Here is a 24,117-nt window from a genome sequence, read left to right as displayed (position 1 = left end):
AAATAAAGGATGAAAAAGAGTTTGATTGTGAATGCTGCATTGTTATTCTTTCTTATAGATAGTGTAACTGTCAATGCGCAAAATGTTGAACTAAAAGTTCACATTTCAGAAGTTTATTCAACAAAGATAAGCTTGATGCCATTATCTGGTTCTGGAGCATTAAAACCTATAATAGAAAAGGATAATATTAAAAAGGGAGAGGTTTCTGTTTTAAGTATACCTTCAGAACGTACTCCTGGTCAATTCGTACTCCGCTTTGACTACAAGGAAAAGGAGTCAAGTACTCCTTACCCTTCTGAACGATATTTTTTTGTAGGGAAGCAAGGCTTAGAGCTTTGGGTCAATCCTAAAGCTGTAAATAACCCTGACAGTACCTGGTTCCAAAAAGGAGAGAAAGAGAATACACTCTTTGCTGAATTTTCTAAACAGAATTCGAAAAGGCGAACTCAGATTTCTCTTCTTCAGAGTTTTCTTGTCAGTTATGATCAGCCAGAGTCTGGTTTCTATAAGAATGGTATTGATGAATATGAAAGACGTCGGAAGGAATACAACGCCTGGCTAGCAGAGGAGATACAGCGACATTCCGACGCGTTTGTGTCAAAGGTTTTTCAATTTCAATACATTCCTCAAACTGAATTCAAAGGTACAGATGCAGCGAGAATGCAAAGTATAATGGATCATTATTTTGACTATATGGATTTTAAAGACCCCCTGCTGGCAAAAACTGCAGATCTTAAAGATTGGATGAACGCATATGTGAATCTCTATGGTGCAATGGCAACAACTGTTGCCCTTCGTGACTCTCTCTTTACCCTCGCTGGTCAGCGAGCAATTAAAAAAGCAAAATCAGGTCACCCTCTCGTCTACGGATGGATGGTCGATTATTTTTACAAGGGTTACGAGGGATTTAACATAGCTTCCGGCATTAAAATGCTTGAGCCTTACCTTCAGGATCCAAGATGTATAACAACCAAGCGCCTTGAGATCGAAAAGAGACTTCAGGGAATAGAAACAATCAGGCCGGGTACGGTCGCTCCTGATTTTGCAACAACGGATGCTTCAGGGAAACCTGTTCAATTCCATAGCTACAACACCACCTCTCCTTACAAGCTCGTCATGTTTTGGTCGGCCGACTGTCAGCACTGTAAGGAGCTTGTGGAAAAGCTATATCCATGGTATCAAAAGGCAGGCGGGAAAAAAGTGATGGAGGTTTTTGCCATAAGTGTAGACTTTACAGATACGGAAATCAAGGTTTGGGAGGATGCAAAACTTAAACTGACTGGCTGGAAGCATAGCAGAGCAAACGGTGGAATAAACAGTCCGGAGGCAAGTGCTTATTATATCCTTTCTACTCCCGTTTTGGTTCTTGTGGATTCTAAAACAAATAAAATAGTCGGCCTTCCTGAGACGGTTGAGGATCTTGAAAAAGCTATCCGAAAGTAAGAGAATGCGAAGGCAGGACAGATTTATAACTAATAAAATGAAGAAACTGATTGTATTTATGGTCTGTGTGATGGCGGTTTCCTTAAATAAGGACGCGAGAGCACAGCTCAAGGCAGACGGGCAGGGAGTCTATATTAAAAGCGGTACACTTTTTAGTACCGATGGCTTATCTCTTATTCCGTCTGTAGATTTTGAACTTAAAAACCTCACTGTCTTAAGAGGTAATTCCCCGGTTTCGTGGCCGCAGTATAATAGTATCACCCGGATATATCATTTTAGCAGCCCCGTGCTTTTTCGTGGAACGATGGCTCTCGACTTTTTAAATACGGAATTAAATGGGAATAATGCATCTTCGCTCAATCTGGCTTACACGAACACCACTGGGAGCAATAATTACAAAGATTATCTGCTCGCTAGCGGAAGTATCTCAAATGCGTACGATAAGTATGTAAGTCAGCTTTTCAGCGACGCTGTTAACGTCTCGGACGTTACAGCTGTATCTTCGGGCTTTGTTATCCCTCCCGTAATTGCATCAGGTAGTACCACTTTTTGTAAAGGATCGTCGGTAACGCTGAGCACGGTCTTGGCCTCTTCATGGCAATGGTACAGAAATGGAGTTCAGTTGCAGGGAGCAACCCAGAGAGAGTTAACGGTGATAGATAACGGTGACTACTCAGTGCAAACTGTTCTTGCAAATGGAATTTCCACTATTTCAGATCCTGTTACAGTTAAGGTGGTTCAGGCACCTAATGGGAAGATCTTAGCCGACAAAGGAGAAAACTTATCACTGGGAGATGAAGTGGTTTTAACAGCGAATGGCGGAACGACTTATCTCTGGGATGTCAGTGAAGGATTAATTGGTGGTCACACTACAGATTCTTCCATTGTAGTAAGACCGGTAAAAACCACTACTTACAAAGTAATAGTCAATAACGGCGCGGGATGTAGCGTTACACAAAGTATTGTAATTAACGTAGTAAACGACTATAAAACGCTTGTTGCCAACAACATGGTGACCCCTAACAGCGATGGGGTAAATGACGTATGGATCGTTAAAAATATTGACCTGTACCCTAATAACGAAGTTAAGATTTTTGACAGGGCTGGCCGGGTTGTGTTTAGCCAGAACGGATATAATAATACCTGGGATGCAACTTTTAATGGCGTTCCTGTTCCTGAAGATACTTTTTATTACGTTTTGTCGATCGATTCAGGGAAAAATAAAATGACAGGTTTTATTTCGGTGGTCAAAGAATAGTATAAGTAAACCCGTTGTGCGGTTTGAGTAAAAGTAAATAAATGAAAAAAGAAGAAGGAATAAAGTTGTGCACGTTACTGATAAGCAGTAAATTAAGAAAGTATTCGACATTTTCTTACATGCACAACTTAAAGACCAATTTCGATAAGATTCTTGAGATTAGCAAACTTGCTTTGACAGAATATATGTTAGCGGATGGCAACTTCTTCAAGTACAGGAATTTGCCAAAACTGTCAGATATAGAGATAGTTGCTTTGTCTATTACTTCCGAAGCACTGGGTATTGACTCGGAAAACCTGCTGTTTTCTAAACTTAGAACAGAATATAGCGGGGAGTTTCCTAATTTAATAGACCGGTCTAATTACAACAGAAGGCGAAAGAGACTTCAGGATTATATTGCCCTGGTGGCTCAACCTATATCGGAAATAATCAATCCCGATAACCGCCAGTTTATTATAGATTCGGTACCTGTTCCTATTTGTCAGAATGTAAGGATTTCCAGGACCAGCATTTGCAGAGAAGATTTGCATGTACAACCTTCCAGAGGGTATCATGCATCTCACAGGCTGCATTATTACGGCTTCAAAATGCAACTGATTATTTCGAAAGCCGGTGTTCCGGTATCAATGGGAATAACGGCTGCTAATGTACATGATGTACACTATCTCAGCCAGCTTGAAAATCTGGAACTAAATGAATGTGAATTAATTGCAGATAAAGGATATTTATCCCTGCCCTATCAAACCACTCTTTTTGAACAGGACAGGATTCGGTTAATCACCCCTTTAAGGAATAATATGAAGAAAAGAACAACGCTCTGGAATCCTTCTTACCGATACGTCCGCAAGAGAGTGGAAACTCTGTTTTCTCAGCTTTGCGACCACCTTTACATCAAAAGGAATTATGCAAAATCGCTCAGCGGGCTCTTCACAAGGATGTGTTCAAAGATAAGTGGCGTAGCCGTTCTGCAGTTGATCAATTTCAAAAACAACAAACCCATTAATCACTTAAAACATGCCCTTGCCGCTTAAACCGCACAACGGGTTAAGTAAGAAATCAGGGAAAATCATTGTCTATATGATACAGAAAATAAAGAAACAGACACATTGGAGAATAATACAACTGACGGGACTTGTTTTTGTCTGCGGATTTATGCAACTGTCGCAAACTGCAGCGCAAATAACACCTCTCGCGACACAATATTATCAGAATCAATATGTAGGAAACCCTGCATTGGCAGGAATGAGTGAGAATTTGATAGTTAATCTCGACTATCGTAATCAGTGGCGTGCAATACCGGGCTCTCCGGTAACTCAGTCGTTTACTGCTGATTATAAGATAAAAGAAAAGGTTGGGGTGGGGCTTAATCTTTATAATGATAAAGCGGGATTAATCAGACGCACCCGGGTAATGGGAAGTTATGCATATCATTTGCCATTAAACGGCGAAAAGCGGAGTGTTCATTTTGGTCTTTCTGTAGGTGCGTTGATTGAACGTCTGGATGATGGAAGTGTAATTGCCGCGCCGAATGATATATCGGCTGCCCGTTATAACGAACGTAAGGCATATCTCGACGGGGATTTTGGAATCGCTTATATCAGCGACAAGCTTACATTACAGGGAGCGTTGCCAAACCTGAAAAAGTTTTTGAAAAAGGACATCAGTAATTCTGCCGATGGCTCTACTTACTTTTTGTCTGTGGCTTACAATATGGGGAAAGATAACGATATGGTGGCTCTCGAGCCTAAGTTATATATACGTGGAGCGCGTGGATTTAACAACCTGTGGGACCTTGGTACTGCAATTAAATTTCCTAATAACCTTATTTCACTAGTTGGAATGTATCATAGCAGCAAAAGTACGACGCTGGGTTTCGAACTGAATATTGAAAACAGGGTTTTCTTTCATGGCTTTTATTCAAGCCAGTTAGCGGCACTGGGCGAAGATACAGGAGGAAGTTTTGAAATTGGATTCCAGCTTCCACTGAATATTATAAAGCTTACGCCAGCTAATCAGGGAAAATAGGATTGGCGGCAACTTCAGTGTCTGTATAATAACGAAGGGCCCCTTGATTAATCATCCAGGAACCCTCATTAAAAATTTGTAAACTGTTTACTATACTGAAAATGAAGTACCGCAACCGCAGGTCTTCGATGCATTTGGGTTGTTAAATGTAAACCCGCGGGCGTTTAACCCATTCTGGAAATCTACTTCCATCCCAGCCAGGTACAAGCCATGTGCTTTATGCATAAATACCTTTATGCCGTCAACAATAAACTCGTCATCCCCTTCTTTTTTCTGATCAAAGCCGAGTATGTAATTCATTCCGGCACATCCACCACCTTCTACGCCTAATCGTACACCGAATTCTTCACCGAGCTCCTGCTGATCCTTTAACTTTTTAAGCTCTTTCTTCGCACCCTCTGTTAAAGAAACAGGTATCTGCAGATTTGTAACCTCCATGCTTATTTCTTTTTCTTTTATAACAAATATACAGCGATAATTCTCATTTTTGCAGGGCCTCTATTGATTTGACTCTTTAACAACAAAACGGATATGGAATGGGTAACTGCGTTTTTTATAGATATTATTAAGTTTACAGTCTCTGGCTCGCTGATATTCTTAGTAGTATATCTAACCCTAAGGCCGGTTATTGAACGTGCTCAGGGATTAAAATTACTGGAGCTTAAAAAGGCCGCGCTTGAAACAACTCTTCCTTTACGTCTTCAGGCTTACGAACGCGTAGTGATCTTTGTGGAGCGAATAAACCCCTCCAGTTTACTATTACGTAACCACGCCAACGGAATTACTATCCAGGAATTGCAGCAGATACTTATTGCCGAGGTCAGGAATGAATATCAGCATAACATCTCACAGCAGATCTATGTAAGCAGCGCCGCATGGTCGGTAGTAAAGCGGATCAAAGAAGAAACCCTTACTATGATAAACAATGTGGCCAAAACGCTACCCCCTGATGCCACGTCTCTGGATATGAGCAAGATAGTGTTAACGCATCTGGCATCTCTGGAAGAGAACCCGTACGATACAGCACTCGAAATTTTAAGGCAGGATATTCAGAAACTTTTTTGATTAGTCGTCGTATTAGAATACTGTTCAAAGACCCGTTACAACTAAATTAATGTCAAGGCCCGCTTCTCAGTTTCCTTTGCGCTCATTGAGGCAGATGATGTATTCTCTGATCCTTGTCCCTTTGTTGTATATCACAGGATGCAGCCCCAGGCTATATCAGGCAGGATCAGCAGGGCGCTTGTATCCAATTGCTGACAGTCTTCCTACTGATACTTCCTTACTCGCTTTTTATCGCCCATACAAAATGAAACTGGATTCACAGATGAACGATGTGATTGCTCTTTCATCATCTGTGATAACAAGGGGAAAACCAGAAGGCCGGCTCAATAACCTGGTTACTGATGCGATGTTTGAAGTGGGAAAGCAACATCATTTGGAGTTTGATTTTGCCCACACAAATTACTTTGGATTAAGATCGCCCCTTCCAGCGGGAAAGCTGAAAGTCTTTAACATATTCGAGTTAATGCCCTTCGAGAATTATCTTGTAACTGTTACGCTGGATGGTCAAAGCACTCTTGATCTCTTTAATTATATGGCCGCAGGTGGAGGAGATCCCATTTCCGGAGCAACCTATAAAATAGATAACAACCAGGCTGTTGATATTCAGATTGGCGGACAGCCATTTAATATCAATAAACAATATATTGTTCTTACCAGCGACTACATTGCAAACGGCGGAGATAAGGCAGATGTATACAAAAAGGCGCTGAAGCGTGTGGAATCTCAAATTAAACAAAGGGATGCATTGTTTGAGTATCTGAAAGAGAAGAATGCAGCGGGAACACAGGTTGATCCGAAACTTGATGGCCGGATAATAAAAAAGTAATTGGCGCAGCGATGGATAGAAGGAACTTTATAAAAAATACGCTTGCAGGGTCGGCTTTAGTTGCGCTGGGTTTAAGGTCGGGTAGTGTGTACGCCAAAGATGCAGGTGTAAAGATTACCATCCTGCATACAAATGACGTTCATAGCCGTATTGATCCTTTTCCTATGGATGACCGTAACTATCCCGGACGTGGTGGCGTGGCCAGAAGGGCTGCTCTTATAAATAAGATCAGGAAGGAAGAAGAGCATGTCCTGTTGTTTGATGCCGGCGACATTTTTCAGGGAACGCCCTATTTTAATTATTATGGAGGGGAGCTCGAATTAAAAATGATGAGCATGATGGGCTATGATGCGGCAACCATGGGTAATCATGATTTCGACAATGGGGTGGAGGGATTTCATAAGCAGTTACCTCACGCTAACTTTCCGATACTGACAGCAAATTACGACTTCTCGGATACTGTCTTAAAAGGAAAGACAAAAGCCTTTCAGGTGTTCAGGAAAGGTGGATTAAAGATTGGTGTTTTCGGACTCTGTATCCAGCTTACCGGTTTGGTAAACAAACAGCAATATGGCAATACCATATATCTCGATCCGGTACAAAAAGCGAGGGAAATGGAAGATCTTCTGAAGAATGAAGAGAAGTGTGACTTGATAGTGTGTCTGTCGCATTTGGGGTATAAATATGAAGATAACAGAGTTTCTGACGTTGTACTTGCTGCTGCTACAAAGCATATTGACCTCATTATCGGAGGGCATACGCACACGTTTTTAGATCATCCAGACAGAGTTAAAAATCTTTCGGGAAACGAAACTCTGATTAACCAGGTGGGCTTCGGCGGAATCAACCTGGGGCGGCTTGATTTTGTGTTTGAAAGGAAAAAAACAGGTAAAATAGCTTATTCTTCTGCTGTTGAGCCAGTTAAAGATATTTGAAAAATTAGTTTAAAAAGCAGAATATTTTTAGAATATTCGATGTTCCAAACCGGTAGGTAATTTCGGTTCAGCACTGGTTGGAAATCAAATTCTTAGTAATAATTAATATGGAAAGAACTTGTACAAACGTATGGAGTCACTGTCTTCAGATCATAAAAGACAATATTCCGGCTCAGAGTTTCAAGACTTGGTTTGAGCCGATAAAAGCTTTGCGATTGGAAGGAAATGTACTCACTATACAGGTGCCAAGTTTATTTTTTTATGAGTGGCTCGAAGAGCATTATGTTGGCCTTTTACGCAAAACTGTAAAGAAGCAGCTCGGAGAAGAAGGCAGGCTTGAATATAACATAGTTGTTGAAAAGTCTTCCAATAATAAGCCTTACACAACGAATATGCCGTCCAATGGAAACGGAGCTGAAGGTAAACGTCAGTCTATCCCGGTACCGGTAGCATTAAATAAAGATATCAAGAATCCGTTTGTTATTCCGGGGCTGAAGAAACTCCAGGTAGATCCTCAGCTCAACCCCAATTATTGTTTCGAAAACTTTATTGAGGGTGACTGTAACCGCCTTGCACGCTCGGCCGGATATGCTGTAGCTGCAAAGCCAGGTGGAACTTCGTTTAATCCCCTGATGTTGTACGGAGGTGTGGGGCTTGGAAAGACTCACCTTGCACAGGCTATAGGCAATGAAATTAAGAGAACTAGTCCTGATAAGCTGGTGATCTATGTTTCCTGCGAGAAGTTCTGTCAGCAGTTTGTAGATTCGCTGAAGAACAATACAATTAACGACTTTGTTAATTTCTACCAGGCGATGGATGTGATCATCATGGATGATGTGCATAATTTTGCCGGTAAAGAAAAAACACAGGATATCTTTTTCCATGTATTTAATCATCTCCACCAGTCGGGCAAGCAAGTGATCCTTACATCTGATAAGGCTCCTAAAGATCTTGCGGGTCTGGAAGAACGTCTGTTGAGTCGTTTTAAATGGGGACTTTCAGCTGACCTGCAGGTTCCTGATCTTGAAACACGCATGGCTATCCTGAAGAAGAAGATGTATTCTGACGGGATAGAGTTGCCTGGGGAAGTAATTGAATATGTAGCTCACAACATTGACAATAATGTACGTGAACTTGAAGGTGCGATGGTATCTCTTCTGGCTCAATCTACACTCAATAAAAAAGAAATAGATCTGGCTCTGGCGAAGTCGATGCTGAAGAATTTCATTAAGAACACCTCCCGCGAGATCTCGATGGAATATATTCAGAAGCTTGTTTGCGAGTACTTTGAAGTACCCGTGGAAATGGTAAAATCGAAAACCCGTAAGAGAGAGATCGTACAGGCACGTCAAATATCAATGTATCTGGCAAAGAGCCTTACAAAAACATCCCTTAAATCTATTGGTCAGTTCTTCGGCGGTCGTGATCACTCCACTGTTATTTACGCCTGTCAAACGGTAGAAGACCTCATCGATACCGACAAGAAGTTTAAGAATTACGTTCAGGATATTCAGAAGAAACTCAAGATGAGTTAAGAACAATATTGCTATAAAAAAAGCGCTTGATTACTCAGGCGCTTTTTTTTGCGGCATACGCTGTATCGTGTGTGTTTTACAGCATTTCGCTCACATGCTTTCTTATATTGTGGCAGATCTGATCTACCGGAAGATCATTGTCGTCCTTGCCAAACGGGTTTTCTATTTCTTCGGCAATGAGCTCAAGACTGGCAAAAGCATAAAGTATAAACACAATAACCGGAATGATCAGATAGCCTATATTGAACACCCATCCAAAGGGTAAAGTAAGAATATAGAAGAATATAAATTTCTTGATGAATACACTATAGGTATATGGGATGGGTGTATTTTTTATCCGTTCGCATGCACCGCATATATCCGTCAATGATTTTATTTCTTCGTTGATAAGCCATATAGCATCTGCAGAGAGTTTTCCTTGCTGCTCAAGATCAATTACGCGGGCAAATATTTTCGAGGCGATCTGGTTGGGCAAATGATGGTTCCTTTTGAGGTCGAGTACAGGGTCGAGTTCGTGGAAGTCGTCATTTTCGCGGAGATGGTTCTTTAGAGCGAATGCATAATTTGGTATCATCAGCCTGAAGAAATGTTTATCTTCTTCATCCTTGATAAAAGCGTGTAATTTAATAGCGAGGTTCCTTGCGCTGTTCGTTAGAGCGCCCAGTTGTTTGCGACCTTCCCACCAGCGGTCGTAAGCCGTATTGGTGCGAAATACAAGCAGCAGGGAAATAACAAAGCCGAGGACACTATGCATCAGTCCTACATTACTTACATAGCTGTTTTTTGATAACTGAAAATATTCAAGCTCAAGCCAGGCAACTACTCCGGAGTAGACGGCTGCGAGGCACATCAGCGGGAATAGCCGCCGGAGCGTATCTGTTTTATTGAACTTGAATATGAACGGAAACCATACTTTGGGATTGTAATTAATCATAGTGTTATGTAATGTATTAAGCGAAGAGAGCGTTATTGCGTTGAATGAAAATAATCAGTCTTTATATGCCAGCACTTCCAGCTGATCGCCTTCTTTTATAATGCCTTCATTCAGCGCTATGAGGTTCTGACCGAAGAGAACTTTATTGTTCGCGGTCCGGTACCTGGATAATGTGAGTAATGGCTCTTTGCCTTTTATTCCAGTTTCCTGGTTGACCGTTGTCAGAACGCACCTGGCGCAGGGTTTGGCAACCTTGAACCGTACCTCTCCAATTTTGATCTCTTTCCATGTGTCTTCATCAAAGGCCGGGCTTCCTGCAACTACGATGCTGGGTCGGAACCTGTCCATGGGAACAGCTTCGGTTAAGCGTGTGTTCAGATCGTCGAGAGAGGCCTGCCCAATTAAGAGGTATGGAAAGGCATCTGCAAAGCTAACCTGCTCTCCGTTTTCTGCATATCTGGTGTCGACTGCCCGGGTGCCGTCTTCCGGAAGATAGACAAGCCTGCAGGGGAATTGGAGAAAAGCGCTGAACCATTCGTCAAGCTCCTCGTTAAGGTGAAATGCCTCAACGGTATCATCCCATATTGACACTGTTATTGTCTCTTCTCTTGTATGGTTAAAGGGAACGATGGTATTTAGTTCCGGATGTTGTTTGTGTGTGATCAGAATGCCGGCTTCAGCGATCTCTGTTTGAAGCAGTGCGAGCTGGTGATAGACTCTTTGGGTAATGAACCGTCCTTTTTCGTCAACGAGCATCAGACGTCTGTCAAACTCAAAGCCTCTTTGCAGCGCTAATGAGCTTTTAGTTTTAATTCCTCCGAGCGACTTAATTGGATAAATATATAGGTCCTGAACAAACATAGCGAAAGAGTTGAAAGCTAGAAGTTAAGCGTTGAAAGTTGAGAGTGGAAAGTTAATAACGGCTGATGAACCTATTTTAGCAATCCAAGCCTTACCAGTCCGTTAAAGATAGCCGTCACATGCAGGGCCTGCGGGATTTTGTTGTTCAGAACGAGATCTTTGAGTTCGTCCGGACTAACTTTCAATACTTCGATTTCCTCGCGTCCATCGAGATGCTGTTCCTGCACTTTCTTTCCTCCTGTCAGCAGATAGCTATGCGTTTTATTCGCAGAGGTTGAGGGGTTGGCATAAACCCAGCCCATGGGTTCGAGCGTTTCAAATGCATAACCGGTCTCTTCCAGCAGCTCTCGTTTCACCGCCTGTTCGGGTGTTTCACCTGGATCGATGCAGCCACCAGGTACTTCCAGAATAACCTCTTCGGCTGCATGACGATATTGCCTTATCAGGATCACTTCATTATCCTCTGTAACAGCGACCGCGTTTACCCAGTCGGGATATTCAAGCACATAATAATCATCAATCAAGGTACCGTCGGGCATGCGGCAGCAATCCACCCTAAGGGTGGCCCATTTTTCTTTTACCAGATACCGCGACGACAGCTTCTCCCAGTTCAGCTTACTCATATTGTCGGTTGTTCAGAAATTTATCAATTTGTTCCCTGCGGGCTATGTTGTCAAGCGATTGCTGGTGGTACTCTGTTTCCAGGAGATTAAGCACCGCCGCTGCCTTATTGAGGATGGCAAAGGTTTCTTCCGTTTCCTGAAAGGGATAAGCACTCTCGAAAAGTATCTGAGCAAGCATATCGAGTTTTTCGGCCGAATATTTACGGGATTTAAGATCCTCCTGGAATTCTTCAGGAGTGGTAGTATGTAAAGAGTTTGCATCCAGGCCGAAGTTATCAGAAAGAGTTTGATAGGCCAGTTCGGTCGCATCGTCTACGTTGCCTTCGTTTTTCAGTCCCAGGATTCTTGCGAGTACCAGCGCCAGTTTCTGGATTTCGGCCTCAATAAAATCTTTGCGGATCATAGTATTTATTGTTTTATCTGTTTATTATGTCAATTCCCGGCATTATTTACCAGCTTCCGCTGGCACCACCGCCGCCGAAGCTGCCTCCTCCAAAACCGCCGAAGCCGCCGCCTCCGCCACCACCAAAGCCGCCGCCGCCTCCACCAAAGCCTCCACCGCCGCCGCGTCCTCCCTGGCCCATACCAGCGAGCATGGTCCACCAGAAAATATCAGCTCCTCCGCGCGATCCTATTACACGGCCTCCTCTGCCGCCACCACCACCTTTTCTGCCGATGATAACAATGATAACGATAATGATGATAATAAGTCCCAGGGGAAATCCCATCGACCTACGGCCCTGTTTGGCTGGCTGGTCATTTTTATACTCACCCTTAGTATAGGCGATAATCGCATCGGTAGCTTTTTCGAGTCCTTGCGAATAATTACCCTGCCGGAACTCCGGCTTCAATTCATTCTCTATAATTCTCTTCGCAATCGCGTCGGGAAGAGCACCTTCCACACCATACCCTGTCTGAATGGTAACCTTCCTGTCCTCGAGGGCTGCAAGGAGTAAAACGCCATTATTATTTTTGGCACCACCTATTCCCCAGCTTTCGGCAAGGCGCGAAGCGTAGTCGGCAATCTCGTAGGAACCTACCGATCTCATTAACACCACTGCAATCTGGGTGGAGGTAGAATCGTCAAAGGCGACGAGCTTATTCTCAAGCTGCGACACCTCACTTTCCGAAAGAGTATGGGTATAATCATTAACCAGCCGGTCAGGTTTCGGAGGTAATTCCTGTGAAGATGCCCTGAGAAACAGAGCCAGGAATGCTGTTATTAAGAGAATTTGTTGTTTCAATTGTTTAATATTTTACTGTAGTCAAAGCTACAATTGCCTGCGCAAAACACATGCATTGATAATAGATTAGTCGATGAAGGATATCTCATCAGATAATTCGTTCTTGTCGCCGTCGAGGCAGGGGAAATACTCGCTGAGCTTTTCTCCAGCCATGGTAATGCCCGTTATAATGCCGTCGGCAAGCTGGTCTTCCCTGAATTTCTCAAGCATCGCATCTTTTGTTGTGTCCCAAAAATTATCGGGAACAACATTGTTAATACCGCTATCACCTATAATGGCAAATTTATGATCCTCGGTAGCTATATAAATTAAAACGCCGTTTTTCAACGCCGTTTTATCCATGCCGATCTTAGTAAAATAAGTTAAAGCACGTTCAATAGGCTCGCCCTGGCAGTGCTTTTCGGCGCATATCCTTATTTCGCCCGACGTGTTTTTTTCTGCTGCCTCTATTGCCTGCCTTATCTGCTCCTGTTCTTTCTCTGTGAATGACGCCATATTTTGGAAGATTTCAGCTTTGGCTATTAGACCAAAGCCAGATTATTACATTCTTAAAAAGCGGGGTGCTGCCTGGTTGACCAGCTTAGAACTCAACCTTTGGAGCTTTCTCTGATCCCGCTTCAGCCTGGAAATAACCCTTCTTCTCAAATCCGAACATTCCGGCTGTCAGGTTATTTGGGAAAGAACGAATTTTCGAATTATACTCCTGCGTAACTTCATTAAACTTCTGCCGCTCAACAGTAATCCTGTTTTCTGTCCCTTCGATCTGAGCCTGGAGTTCCTGGAAGTTCGCATTCGCCTTCAATTCAGGATAGTTTTCGGTAATCATCATCAGACGTCCGAGTGCGGTACTTAATTCACCCTGTGCGTTCTGAAACTTCTGAATATTCTCTGGAGTCAGCTTGTCGGGATCCACATTCACCGCGGTGGCTTTTGCTCTAGCTTCCACAACCTGCGTAAGTGTTTCTTTTTCGAAGTTCGCTGCTCCCTTTACAGTATTGACCAGATTCGGAATCAGGTCTGCACGACGCTGGTATACATTCTGGACCTGTGCCCATTGTGCCTGCACCTGTTCATCGAGTTTTACCATGCTATTGTAACCGCACGAGGAGAAAGAAAACAGAGCTATCAGTCCGGCAATCGTATAAAATAATCTTTTCATTTTTCTAAGTATTAAAAACTTTTTCAATTTACATCTTAGAACCCAAATTTCATACCTTTGTTACTCTCCGGGATAAAAACCTGGCAAATTTATGGTAAAAGAAATTGAAATCGTGCTGCTCCCGCACGAAGTAACAGACGAAACTGTTCTTTATCGAAAAGCCTCCGAATCGCTGAAAACTGCGCTAAAACGCATCAAAGACGTGAAAATCGTTAAGCGCTCTATTGATGCAAGAAGTAGAAAAGTAGTATATCGCGTAAAAGCTGAAGTTTATATTGACGAAAATAATACACCGGAAATTTTTTCAGTAAATTATCCCAATGTCAGCGACAAAAAGCCGGTTTTAATCGTTGGCGCCGGTCCCGCCGGACTTTTTGCTGCGTTGCGATGCATCGAACTGGGGTTAAAACCTGTGCTGTTAGAGAGGGGCAAGGATGTGCGGCAAAGACGGCGTGACCTTGCTTTGATCAATAAAAACGGACTCATTAATCCCGAATCGAACTATTGCTTTGGAGAAGGAGGGGCCGGAACATATTCAGATGGTAAACTGTACACCCGGTCGAACAAGCGTGGCGATGTTCAGTATGTTCTCAGGACCTTTGTTGCTCATGGAGCAGAGGAAGACATCCTGATAGACGCCCGTCCTCACATTGGTACAAACAAGCTTCCCCAGATCATCACGGCCATTCGCGAAAATATATTGAATGCAGGTGGAGAAGTTCACTTTGATACAAAAGTAACAGAGCTTCTGATCGAAGCTGGCAGTATAAAAGGAGTAAAGACAGCAGACGGGAATATATTTACAGCAGAGGCCTTGATTCTTGCGACCGGTCATTCTGCCCGTGATGTTTTTCGTTTGCTACGAAGGCAGGGGCTCTCTATTGAAGCCAAATCCTTTGCATTGGGTGTGCGTATTGAGCATCCTCAAAGCATCATTGATCAGGCGCAGTACCATTGCGCCGTGCGCGATCCGTACCTTCCTCCATCCTATTATAGTTTAGTAGAGCAAGTGGATCAGAGGGGCGTCTTTTCCTTTTGCATGTGTCCTGGGGGGATCATTGCGCCCTGTGCTACCGGTTATGATGAGATTGTGGTTAACGGTTGGTCGCCCTCTAAAAGAAACAATCCTTACGCAAATTCAGGCACAGTTGTTCAGGTAAACTTAACCGACGTCAGCAATCCCGAAGATCCGTTCAGTTTGCTTGATTATCAGGCCGAAACGGAGCGCAGGGCATGGACTGCCGGTGGAGGTAATCTGGTAGCGCCGGCACAAAGGATGATCGATTTTGTGAACGGAAAGCTGTCAAATGATCTTCCCTCCAACTCTTATCTGCCAGGAGCAAAAAGCGCCGATCTGCGGGATGTGCTCCCGGACGAGATACATAGCCGCCTTCAAAAGGCTCTCCCTGCGTTCGGCAGGAAAATGAAGGGCTATTTTACAAACGAAGCGATACTCGTGGGAGTTGAGTCAAGAACGTCTTCTCCTGTACGGATTCCACGCGATCGGGAGACGCTGCAACACCCACAGGCAAAAGGACTGTTTCCCTGCGGTGAAGGTGCCGGATACGCTGGCGGTATTGTCTCTGCTGCTATTGATGGCATGAATTGTGCGGATGCTGTAAAGAAGCTTTTAACATGAGGTTATGAATTCATTTATCAGTTCAGAACTTAGAGAAGTATACGCCGGTAGTCCCTGGTATGGACCGTCGGTCACAGACGTATTGACCAGCATCGACGCGTCAGTTGTTTATAAGCATGTTGGAAATACACATAGTATTGCCGAACTATTGCTGCACATGGCTGCCTGGACAGAAGAAGTGGCGGCACGGCTGAGAGGTAAAGTGGCCAGTGAGCCGTCACGAGGTGACTGGTCTGATGCCTCGGCAGCCCCCTGGCCTGAGCTGATCAGGATATTCAGAGATGCTCATTTTGACCTTCTCAACGCCGTGGCGGAATTTCCTTCGGATAAATGGGAGGATATGGTGCCCTATGAAAACGCGGAAAGTGAAACAACAACCTTCATCAAAACCGTGAATGGGCTTTTACAGCACCATGCCTATCATCTGGGGCAGATTTCAATTTTAAATAAACAGTTATCAAAAAGCTAAACGATAGATATGAAAAAGACATTAGTAATCGGGGCTACTCCCGATCCGAGCCGTTATGCCTATCTCGCCGCTAACAAACTTGTAAGATACGGACACAAAATAGTAAATGTGGGAATTAAGAAAGGGGAAGTAGCAGGTGTGCCTATCGAGCCCCCCGTAGCGGTTCATAACGATATAGATACGGTTACTTTATACGTGGGTACACGAAATCAGCCGCCTCTTTACGATTATATCTTAAATACCAAGCCCAAACGGATCATCTTTAATCCGGGCACGGAGAATGCCGAACTGGAAGCAATGGCTCGCCAGCGGGGGATTGAAATAGTAGAAGGTTGCACACTGGTTATGCTCTCGACCGGTGAATTCTGATCTATAAGCGTGCAATGCTGCCTGTAGTCATTAGTTGAACTCCTTCAGAATCCTTAACTCTTTGGGATAATAGTTGTTGATGCGGTTGGGTAACACCTTTGCCCAGCCGAGGCCGAACCCCTCATAACACATCAAAGCCCAACCGGTTTTTGCGTCCGGAATCAGAAGAGTGTCTTTTCTCAGGTACTTCAAAGCCTCTTCCTTTGCAAGCCCGATGCGCGAGACAGTGTTATTCAAAACATTACTTTGCGCAAGTTCCTGATCAGGAATGAAATCTTTTCCTGCAAATTTGCCCGCATACACCCCCGATTTTTTAAGATATAATTTCGATTGCAGCAGCAGGATATCATTTTTTAAAGACGAAGGAATAAGACAGTATCCATCCTTAGCTGGTATGAGAGAAAGGGTTTCGGATGCTATCCATTTCTCGATTGCTAATACGTCATTCTGATTAAGCTTTGGAAGTTTCAACTGGGGGGTATCCTTTTCTATTCCATCCTGCTTTCTAAAACAAGTAATGAAAAATCCCTCTCCCTTTACTTTATGGGGATAAAAGCGGTATCCATAGCAAGCGTGTTTTTCTGAGACCGTTTCTTCAATGCCCCACGAGGCTTCTATCGGGAGTCTAACGGAGCTTAACTTATAGGTGTCGCAGAGCCAGTCGGCAATCTGTTCATTTTCTTCCGACGAATAAGAACATGTAGAATATATAAGAAGGCCGCCTTCCTTTAGGGCGGGGTAAGCATCCGCGAGAATTCGCTGCTGTCGTTCACTGCACAGCTGGACGTTGTTTTCAGACCATTCGTTGATTGCGGCAGGATCTTTTCTGAACATGCCCGAGCCTGAACAAGGGGCGTCAACCACCATAATGTCGAAATAACCCTCCAGCCGGCCGAAATCCCTGGGATCGTTATTGCTAACCGCGCAATTCAAAGCTCCCCATTTGGTAAGGTTATCTGATAATACAGGTACACGGCTTTTAATGATCTCGTTAGAAACGAGCAGACTTTCCGGATGAAGCAATGAAGCAATTAAAGTACTCTTTCCGCCAGGGGCTGCACACAGGTCGAGCACTTTGACAGGGACGCTCAGGTCAGCTTGTTCCAGCGCTCTTTCAAGAAACATAGAAGATGCTTCCTGTACATAATAACAACCGGCATGAAATAAGGGGTCCCCGATAAAGGAGGGTCGCTCTTTTAAGTATCTTCCATTCTTACACCAAGGAACCTGTTCTTCTGCATTGAACTTGTCGGTTTTCTTAAGCGGGTTTAGTCTGATGGAAGTGAGCTGAACATTATTCTCGTGTTCGTCCAGAAAAGACCGCTCTTCAATTCCATGTTCTTCAATAAGCGCCCGTAGTAGTGCGGATGGAAGTCTGTTACTCATTAGGATCAAAAGTACAAATAATAAAATTTTGCGGCGGTTGTTGTTTAATCTCGCGTGTAGTTTTAAGTTATACGTAATAAGTCGTAAGTATAAAAAACTGATAATTGTTTTGTGAGCCCTGGTGGTATGGCCCTCCGGCAGACGGGTTCGACCCTGGGCTGGCCCTGCGTTCGGACGGCTTCGGGAAAATGGGCAAAAAAAGGAAAGCCAGTATGCCCGCAGGACAGAAGCAAGGTTTACTACGTTTACTCAAACCGCACAAAGGGTTACTGATAAGTGGCCTTCCATTCATAGGTACTTCCCCGGCAGACTGCTGGCGCCCTTCCGGCAGACTGCTGGCAGACTGACGGCCGGAGCGATGCGGGGCGCGACGCCAGTTTGAGCCGGATTGTTCGAGTCTTTGTCGATAAAAAGTCGATGAAAGCAGCATAGCGAGTCGATGAAATGACGACCAATTGGGCCGCAAGCCTGCCATCAGCCTGCCTCCTGTGCGCCACCAGTCCCCGGATCGGGGCCCGATCCGGGGACACCCTGGGTCACCCGTTTTCCGATGCCGTGCCGGTAAAAAGAGGGCGCAGAGTGCCTTCAGGTACGGCCATGGTACGGCAAAGGCGCGGAATACAACAAAAAAAGAGGGGTGTTAGACGCCTGAAGATGAGCAGGGTGGAAGGGAGAAAACCCCTGGAGGAGGAAAAGGTTTGAAAAAAAGGGAAAAAAGATTTGCAGGGGGCCAAAAAAGTGTGCATCTTTGCAATCCCAAAACGGGAGATACGGCGCAAGGCTGTTGAGGTAAAAAGGATGAGAGAAGGGTGCCGGGAGGCCTGAAAAGGGGGAACGGAAGCGGAGAAAGGGGCGAGAAAAAAAAGTAAAAAAAGTTCTTGCAGAAAAGAAAAAAGATTCTCACCTTTGCAGTCCCAAAACGGGACAACCGAAAAGGGAAAAACAAAGCAGAAGGCGCGACGCTGGAAGCCAATAAAAAAGAGATCAAAAGCTGCAAAGCTTTGAAGATAGCCAAGCCGTGAGGGGGAGGCGCAAAAGTTCTTAAAAAAGAAATGTCATGTAGCGTAACAGGTAGGAATATCTGTTAACAAAACAACAAGAAGTTAACGAAATCCCAAGTCAATTCAGCAAATAGCATTAATACAAACGATTCTATTTGAATAATACTTAAATAGGGTCAGAGAACAAAAACTTCATTACAATGGAGAGTTTGATCCTGGCTCAGGATGAACGCTAGCGGCAGGCCTAATACATGCAAGTCGAACGAGATTGAAGAGCTTGCTCTTCATGAAAGTGGCGCACGGGTGCGTAACGCGTATGCAATCTACCTTACTCAGGGGGATAGCCCGGAGAAATCCGGATTAACACCGCATAACATCATGATATGGCATCATATTATGATCAAATATTTATAGGAGTAAGATGAGCATGCGTGACATTAGCTAGTTGGTAAGGTAACGGCTTACCAAGGCGACGATGTCTAGGGGATCTGAGAGGATGACCCCCCACACTGGTACTGAGACACGGACCAGACTCCTACGGGAGGCAGCAGTAAGGAATATTGGTCAATGGAGGCAACTCTGAACCAGCCATGCCGCGTGCAGGAAGACGGCCCTACGGGTTGTAAACTGCTTTTGTACCGGAATAAACCCTCTTTCGTGAAGGAGGTTGAATGTACGGTAAGAATAAGGATCGGCTAACTCCGTGCCAGCAGCCGCGGTAATACGGAGGATCCAAGCGTTATCCGGATTTATTGGGTTTAAAGGGTGCGTAGGCGGCTTATTAAGTCAGGGGTGAAAGACGGTGGCTCAACCATCGCAGTGCCTTTGATACTGATGAGCTTGAATCTACCTGAGGTAGGCGGAATGTGACAAGTAGCGGTGAAATGCATAGATATGTCACAGAACACCAATTGCGAAGGCAGCTTACTAAAGTGGTATTGACGCTGAGGCACGAAAGCGTGGGGATCAAACAGGATTAGATACCCTGGTAGTCCACGCCCTAAACGATGAACACTCGATGTTGGCGATATACAGTCAGCGTCTAAGCGAAAGCGTTAAGTGTTCCACCTGGGGAGTACGCCCGCAAGGGTGAAACTCAAAGGAATTGACGGGGGCCCGCACAAGCGGAGGAGCATGTGGTTTAATTCGATGATACGCGAGGAACCTTACCCGGGCTTGAAAGTTACTGAATGACTCAGAGATGAGTCAGTCCTTCGGGACAGGAAACTAGGTGCTGCATGGCTGTCGTCAGCTCGTGCCGTGAGGTGTTGGGTTAAGTCCCGCAACGAGCGCAACCCCTGTGAATAGTTGCCAGCATGTAAAGGTGGGGACTCTATTCAGACTGCCTGTGCAAACAGAGAGGAAGGCGGGGACGACGTCAAGTCATCATGGCCCTTACGTCCGGGGCTACACACGTGCTACAATGGATGGTACAGAGGGCAGCTACGTAGTAATACGATGCCAATCTCAAAAAGCCATTCACAGTTCGGATTGAGGTCTGCAACTCGACCTCATGAAGTTGGATTCGCTAGTAATCGCAGATCAGCAATGCTGCGGTGAATACGTTCCCGGGCCTTGTACACACCGCCCGTCAAGCCATGGAAGCTGGGGGTACCTGAAGTATGTAACCGCAAGGAGCGTCCTAGGGTAAAACCGGTAACTGGGGCTAAGTCGTAACAAGGTAGCCGTACCGGAAGGTGCGGCTGGAATACCTCCTTTCTAGAGGCTGGAAAGAGCCTGTTATGCTACAGATATTCTTTTAGAGTTAAAAGTGGAAAGTAGAAAGTTAAAAGCTGGAAACTGAAAGCAGAAGACGAAAAAAGAGAAAGACATTTCAAAAGAAACACAAGAAGAAACACCCGCAAGAGGAAAGCCAGAACAGTGGCAATAGCCAGAAGAGCTGGCGTGATTGGAAAGAAAACAGTCCCGTAGCTCAGTTTGGTTAGAGCACTACACTGATAATGTAGGGGTCAGCAGTTCAAATCTGCTCGGGACTACAGGCGAGGAGTTTAAAGTTGAAGGTTGAAAGTGAAGCGTAGCAATACGGTAACTTTAAACACTGAACGTTAAACGAAAAACTCAACACGGGGGATTAGCTCAGCTGGCTAGAGCACCTGCCTTGCACGCAGGGGGTCAACGGTTCGAATCCGTTATTCTCCACCGGTAAGCAGAAAGAGGGCAGTAAAAGAGAGAAGACGATGTCTTGATACCTGATACTAGCTACTTGATACTGTTTAACAACGTTCTTTGACATATTGGAAGAAGTAATTGAAGAGAAAACAACAGAAAGAGTCTCTTAAGTTAAAAGTAGAAAGTTAAAAGTAGAAGGTAGCGATACACGAAACTTTAAACGTTGAACTTTAGACTTAGAACTCAAAAAAAGCATTATCATGTGAGCAAAAGCATATGATAAGAAGAAAGTAAGAAAGGGCACACGGGGAATGCCTTGGCTCTCAGAGGCGAAGAAGGACGTGATAAGCTGCGATAAGCTGCGGGGATCAGCAAATATGAATTGATCCGCAGATTTCCGAATGGGGAAACCTAACTAGTTGAAGACTAGTTGCAATAGCGCGAACGTGCTGAACTGAAACATCTAAGTAAGCATAGGAAGAGAAAATAATAATGATTTCCTGAGTAGTGGCGAGCGAAAGGGAAAGAGCCCAAACCAGCTATGTTACGGCATAACTGGGGTTGTAGGACCACAACATGATTAGTAAAGCGAAGAAGAACGGGATGGGAAGCCCGGCCATAGAGCATGATAGCTGCGTATTCGTAAGCAATACTAAACTAGTGGAATCCTGAGTACCGCGAGGTCGGAGACGCCTTGTGGGAAACTGCCGGCACCATCCGGTAAGGCTAAATACTCCTGAGAGACCGATAGTGAACCAGTACCGTGAGGGAAAGGTGAAAAGAACCCCGAACAGGGGAGTGAAATAGAACCTGAAACCGTGTGCTTACAAGCGGTCGGAGCAGACTTGTTCTGTGACGGCGTGCCTTTTGCATAATGAGCCTACGAGTTACTCTTCTCTGGCAAGGTTAAGCGGTTAAGCCGCGAAGCCGAAGCGAAAGCGAGTCTGAATAGGGCGTATAGTCAGAGGAGGTAGACGCGAAACCTTGTGATCTACCCTTGAGCAGGTTGAAGGTGCCGTAACAGGTACTGGAGGACCGAACCGATAAGCGTTGAAAAGCTTCCGGATGACTTGAGGGTAGGGGTGAAAGGCCAATCAAACTGGGAAATAGCTCGTACTCCCCGAAATGTTTTTAGGAACAGCGTGGATGTTAAGTTTTATAGAGGTAGAGCTACTAATTGGGTGCGGGGGAGTCACATCCTACCAAATCCAGATAAACTCCGAATGCTATAAAATATAATCTGCAGTGAGGCGCGGGGTGCTAAGGTCACGCGCCGAGAGGGAAAGAACCCAGACCATCAGCTAAGGTCCCAAAATTAACGCTAAGTTGAACTAACGAGGTCCGATTGCACAGACAGCTAGGATGTTGGCTTGGAAGCAGCCATTCATTTAAAGAGTGCGTAACAGCTCACTAGTCGAGCGATCGGGCATGGATAATAAACGGGCATTAAGCGTTATACCGAAGCTATGGATGCAGCAATGCGTGGTAGGGGAGCATTCCAATATCAGTGAATCAGTACCGTAAGGTATTGTGGAGAGATTGGAAAAGCAAATGTAGGCATAAGTAACGATAAGGCGGGAGGGAAACCCGCCCACCGAAAGACTAAGGTTTCCTGATCAACGCTAATCGGATCAGGGTTAGTCGGGACCTAAGGAGACGCCGGGTGGCTCATCCGATGGACAACTGGTTAATAATCCAGTACTTTCTTTAACTGCGATGTGGAGACGGAGTAGTGACACTGCCGCGATCTGACGGAATAGATCGTTAAAAGGCGTAGGTATATCAGAGACAGGCAAATCCGTCACTGATGCTGAAACCCAATAGTACCGCGAACCTTCGGGGGAGCGGATAGAGCAGGTAACCAGACTTCCAAGAAAACCCGCTAAGCTTCAGGTTAAAGAAACCCGTACCGTAAACCGACACAGGTAGTCGAGGAGAGAATCCTAAGGTGCTCGAGTGAATCATGGCTAAGGAACTCGGCAAAATGGCCCTGTAACTTCGGGAGAAGGGGCGCTGAGAGTAATCTCAGCCGCAGTGAAAAGGCCCAGGCGACTGTTTAACAAAAACACATGGCTTTGCAAAATCGAAAGATGAGGTATAAGGCCTGACACCTGCCCGGTGCCGGAAGGTTAAGAGGGGATGTCATCTGTTAAAGGAGAAGCATTGAATCGAAGCCCCGGTAAACGGCGGCCGTAACTATAACGGTCCTAAGGTAGCGAAATTCCTTGTCGGGTAAGTTCCGACCTGCACGAATGGTGTAACGATCTGGGCGCTGTCTCAGCCATGAGCTCGGTGAAATTGTGGTATCGGTGAAGACGCCGGTTACCCGCAACGGGACGGAAAGACCCCATGCACCTTCACTACAACTTAACATTGATACTGGGTACAGAATGTGTAGGATAGGCGGGAGGCAGTGAAGCGGTGGCGCCAGCCATCGTGGAGTCAACCTTGAAATACCGCCCTTTCTGTACACGGTGTCTAACTCTCTAGAGGGAGGACATTGTTTGGCGGGTAGTTTGACTGGGGTGGTCGCCTCCAAAAAGGTAACGGAGGCTTTCAAAGGTAAGCTCAGTACGCTTGGTAACCGTACGGGGAGTGCAATAGCATAAGCTTGCTTGACTGTGAGACAGACAAGTCGAACAGGGTCGAAAGACGGATATAGTGATCCGGTGGTTCTGCATGGAAGGGCCATCGCTCAAAGGATAAAAGGTACGCTGGGGATAACAGGCTGATCTCCCCCAAGAGCTCATATCGACGGGGAGGTTTGGCACCTCGATGTCGGCTCGTCACATCCTGGGGCTGGAGAAGGTCCCAAGGGTTCGGCTGTTCGCCGATTAAAGTGGCACGCGAGCTGGGTTCAGAACGTCGCGAGACAGTTCGGTCCCTATCTGTTGTGGGCGCAGGAAGTTTGAGTGGGGCTGTCCTTAGTACGAGAGGACCGGGATGGACAAACCACTGGTGAATCTGTTATGGCGCCAGCTGTACTGCAGAGTAGCTACGTTTGGAATAGATAAGCGCTGAAAGCATCTAAGTGCGAAACTAGCCACAAGATGAGACTTCCATATAGGGTCGTGAGAGACTATCACGTTGATAGGCTACAGGTGTAAAGGTAGTGATACCATAGCCGAGTAGTACTAATTACCCGAAGCTTTCAAGGCAGAATATTCTGTTGAGAGGATCTTCAACTACTTCTTCTGATCATGTTAAATTGAGTT

Annotated in this window: 21 protein-coding genes, 2 tRNA genes and 2 rRNA genes; 16 read left to right on the top strand and 9 right to left on the bottom strand. The window is 45.0% G+C overall.

The genetic code is table 11. The annotated features are described in order from the left end of the window. Positions 1–9 precede the first annotated feature (9 nt). The 4 genes from BDE36_RS21945 (at position 10) to BDE36_RS21930 (ending at position 4,726) form a co-directional block, all read left to right on the top strand. A complete protein-coding gene (locus BDE36_RS21945; protein ID WP_141816699.1) occupies positions 10–1,443 on the top strand; it encodes a TlpA family protein disulfide reductase in 1,434 nt (477 codons plus the stop codon). 37 nt (positions 1,444–1,480) lie between these two features. Further along, positions 1,481–2,701, top strand: a complete 1,221-nt coding sequence (locus BDE36_RS21940) for a T9SS type B sorting domain-containing protein (protein WP_161987779.1) — start codon at positions 1,481–1,483, stop codon at positions 2,699–2,701. Positions 2,702–2,820: 119 nt separating this feature from the next. After that, a complete protein-coding gene (locus tag BDE36_RS21935; protein ID WP_420837437.1) occupies positions 2,821–3,732 on the top strand; it encodes an IS982 family transposase in 912 nt (303 codons plus the stop codon). A 46-nt stretch (positions 3,733–3,778) separates the two neighbouring features. Next, a complete protein-coding gene (locus BDE36_RS21930) occupies positions 3,779–4,726 on the top strand; it encodes a PorP/SprF family type IX secretion system membrane protein (protein ID WP_141816697.1) in 948 nt (315 codons plus the stop codon). A 90-nt stretch (positions 4,727–4,816) separates the two neighbouring features. On the opposite strand, the gene BDE36_RS21925 is transcribed toward BDE36_RS21930, so the two are convergent. Beyond that, positions 4,817–5,164: a HesB/IscA family protein gene (locus tag BDE36_RS21925; protein ID WP_128770771.1), complete on the bottom strand. Its 348-nt coding sequence runs from the start codon at positions 5,162–5,164 to the stop codon at positions 4,817–4,819. A gap of 93 nt (positions 5,165–5,257) precedes the next feature. Between BDE36_RS21925 and BDE36_RS21920 the strand changes: the two genes are divergently transcribed. From BDE36_RS21920 to dnaA, 4 genes are all read left to right on the top strand, one after another. Next, on the top strand, positions 5,258–5,791 hold the full coding sequence (locus tag BDE36_RS21920) for a DUF7935 family protein (protein ID WP_141816696.1): 534 nt from the start codon (positions 5,258–5,260) through the stop codon (positions 5,789–5,791). A 49-nt stretch (positions 5,792–5,840) separates the two neighbouring features. After that, positions 5,841–6,617, top strand: a complete 777-nt coding sequence (locus BDE36_RS21915) for a 5'-nucleotidase C-terminal domain-containing protein (RefSeq protein WP_141816695.1) — start codon at positions 5,841–5,843, stop codon at positions 6,615–6,617. 11 nt (positions 6,618–6,628) lie between these two features. After that, on the top strand, positions 6,629–7,552 hold the full coding sequence (locus BDE36_RS21910; RefSeq protein WP_141816694.1) for a bifunctional metallophosphatase/5'-nucleotidase: 924 nt from the start codon (positions 6,629–6,631) through the stop codon (positions 7,550–7,552). A 107-nt stretch (positions 7,553–7,659) separates the two neighbouring features. Then, positions 7,660–9,087: a chromosomal replication initiator protein DnaA gene (gene dnaA, locus BDE36_RS21905; RefSeq protein ID WP_128770767.1), complete on the top strand. Its 1,428-nt coding sequence runs from the start codon at positions 7,660–7,662 to the stop codon at positions 9,085–9,087. A 76-nt stretch (positions 9,088–9,163) separates the two neighbouring features. On the opposite strand, the gene BDE36_RS21900 is transcribed toward dnaA, so the two are convergent. The 7 genes from BDE36_RS21900 to BDE36_RS21870 form a co-directional block, all read right to left on the bottom strand. Then, positions 9,164–10,021, bottom strand: coding sequence for a bestrophin family protein (locus tag BDE36_RS21900; RefSeq protein ID WP_141816693.1), 858 nt, complete (start codon positions 10,019–10,021; stop codon positions 9,164–9,166). A 54-nt stretch (positions 10,022–10,075) separates the two neighbouring features. Continuing rightward, positions 10,076–10,882: an MOSC domain-containing protein gene (locus tag BDE36_RS21895; protein ID WP_141816692.1), complete on the bottom strand. Its 807-nt coding sequence runs from the start codon at positions 10,880–10,882 to the stop codon at positions 10,076–10,078. A 71-nt stretch (positions 10,883–10,953) separates the two neighbouring features. Continuing rightward, on the bottom strand, positions 10,954–11,505 hold the full coding sequence (locus tag BDE36_RS21890; RefSeq protein ID WP_141816691.1) for an NUDIX hydrolase: 552 nt from the start codon (positions 11,503–11,505) through the stop codon (positions 10,954–10,956). Further along, entirely contained in the window at positions 11,498–11,908 is a 411-nt protein-coding gene (locus tag BDE36_RS21885) for a hypothetical protein (RefSeq protein ID WP_141816690.1), read from the bottom strand. The genes BDE36_RS21890 and BDE36_RS21885 overlap by 8 nt, the downstream gene beginning before the upstream one ends. 46 nt (positions 11,909–11,954) lie before the next feature. Continuing rightward, positions 11,955–12,758, bottom strand: a complete 804-nt coding sequence (locus BDE36_RS21880; protein WP_141816689.1) for a TPM domain-containing protein — start codon at positions 12,756–12,758, stop codon at positions 11,955–11,957. Positions 12,759–12,815: 57 nt separating this feature from the next. Then, positions 12,816–13,244, bottom strand: a complete 429-nt coding sequence (locus tag BDE36_RS21875) for a TPM domain-containing protein (protein ID WP_128770761.1) — start codon at positions 13,242–13,244, stop codon at positions 12,816–12,818. Between the two features lie 85 nt (positions 13,245–13,329). After that, entirely contained in the window at positions 13,330–13,908 is a 579-nt protein-coding gene (locus BDE36_RS21870) for a LemA family protein (protein ID WP_141816688.1), read from the bottom strand. Positions 13,909–13,999: 91 nt separating this feature from the next. On the opposite strand from BDE36_RS21870, the gene BDE36_RS21865 reads away from it, so the two are divergent. From BDE36_RS21865 to BDE36_RS21855, 3 genes are read left to right on the top strand one after another with little or no spacing between them, the layout of a single operon-like run. Next, positions 14,000–15,547 carry an NAD(P)/FAD-dependent oxidoreductase gene (locus tag BDE36_RS21865; RefSeq protein ID WP_141816687.1) on the top strand — a complete coding sequence of 516 codons (1,548 nt, stop codon included), beginning with the start codon at positions 14,000–14,002 and terminating at the stop codon, positions 15,545–15,547. 4 nt (positions 15,548–15,551) lie between these two features. Beyond that, positions 15,552–16,016, top strand: a complete 465-nt coding sequence (locus BDE36_RS21860) for a DinB family protein (RefSeq protein ID WP_128770758.1) — start codon at positions 15,552–15,554, stop codon at positions 16,014–16,016. 9 nt (positions 16,017–16,025) lie between these two features. Next, positions 16,026–16,385: a CoA-binding protein gene (locus tag BDE36_RS21855; RefSeq protein WP_128770757.1), complete on the top strand. Its 360-nt coding sequence runs from the start codon at positions 16,026–16,028 to the stop codon at positions 16,383–16,385. 30 nt (positions 16,386–16,415) lie between these two features. Here BDE36_RS21855 and BDE36_RS21850 read toward each other — a convergent pair whose 3' ends face one another. Further along, a complete protein-coding gene (locus BDE36_RS21850; RefSeq protein ID WP_141816686.1) occupies positions 16,416–17,771 on the bottom strand; it encodes a methyltransferase RsmF C-terminal domain-like protein in 1,356 nt (451 codons plus the stop codon). A gap of 444 nt (positions 17,772–18,215) precedes the next feature. Between BDE36_RS21850 and BDE36_RS21845 the strand changes: the two genes are divergently transcribed. The 5 genes from BDE36_RS21845 (at position 18,216) to BDE36_RS21825 (ending at position 24,059) form a co-directional block, all read left to right on the top strand. Further along, the gene (locus BDE36_RS21845) at positions 18,216–18,473 is read left to right on the top strand and encodes a hypothetical protein (protein ID WP_141816685.1); all 258 of its coding nucleotides are present in this window, start codon (positions 18,216–18,218) and stop codon (positions 18,471–18,473) included. Positions 18,474–18,969: 496 nt separating this feature from the next. Continuing rightward, a 16S ribosomal RNA gene (locus BDE36_RS21840) occupies positions 18,970–20,491 on the top strand. A gap of 203 nt (positions 20,492–20,694) precedes the next feature. Then, positions 20,695–20,769: transfer RNA gene (locus tag BDE36_RS21835), tRNA-Ile, on the top strand. Positions 20,770–20,858: 89 nt separating this feature from the next. Continuing rightward, positions 20,859–20,932: transfer RNA gene (locus BDE36_RS21830), tRNA-Ala, on the top strand. Between the two features lie 254 nt (positions 20,933–21,186). After that, positions 21,187–24,059: ribosomal RNA gene (locus tag BDE36_RS21825) — 23S ribosomal RNA — on the top strand. The 16S and 23S rRNA genes sit together here with 2 tRNA genes alongside, the layout of an rRNA operon. Positions 24,060–24,117 lie beyond the last annotated feature (58 nt).

Source organism: Arcticibacter tournemirensis (assembly GCF_006716645.1).
Classification (GTDB): Bacteria; Bacteroidota; Bacteroidia; order Sphingobacteriales; family Sphingobacteriaceae; genus Arcticibacter; species Arcticibacter tournemirensis.
This window is presented reverse-complemented; position numbering and strand designations above follow the sequence as displayed.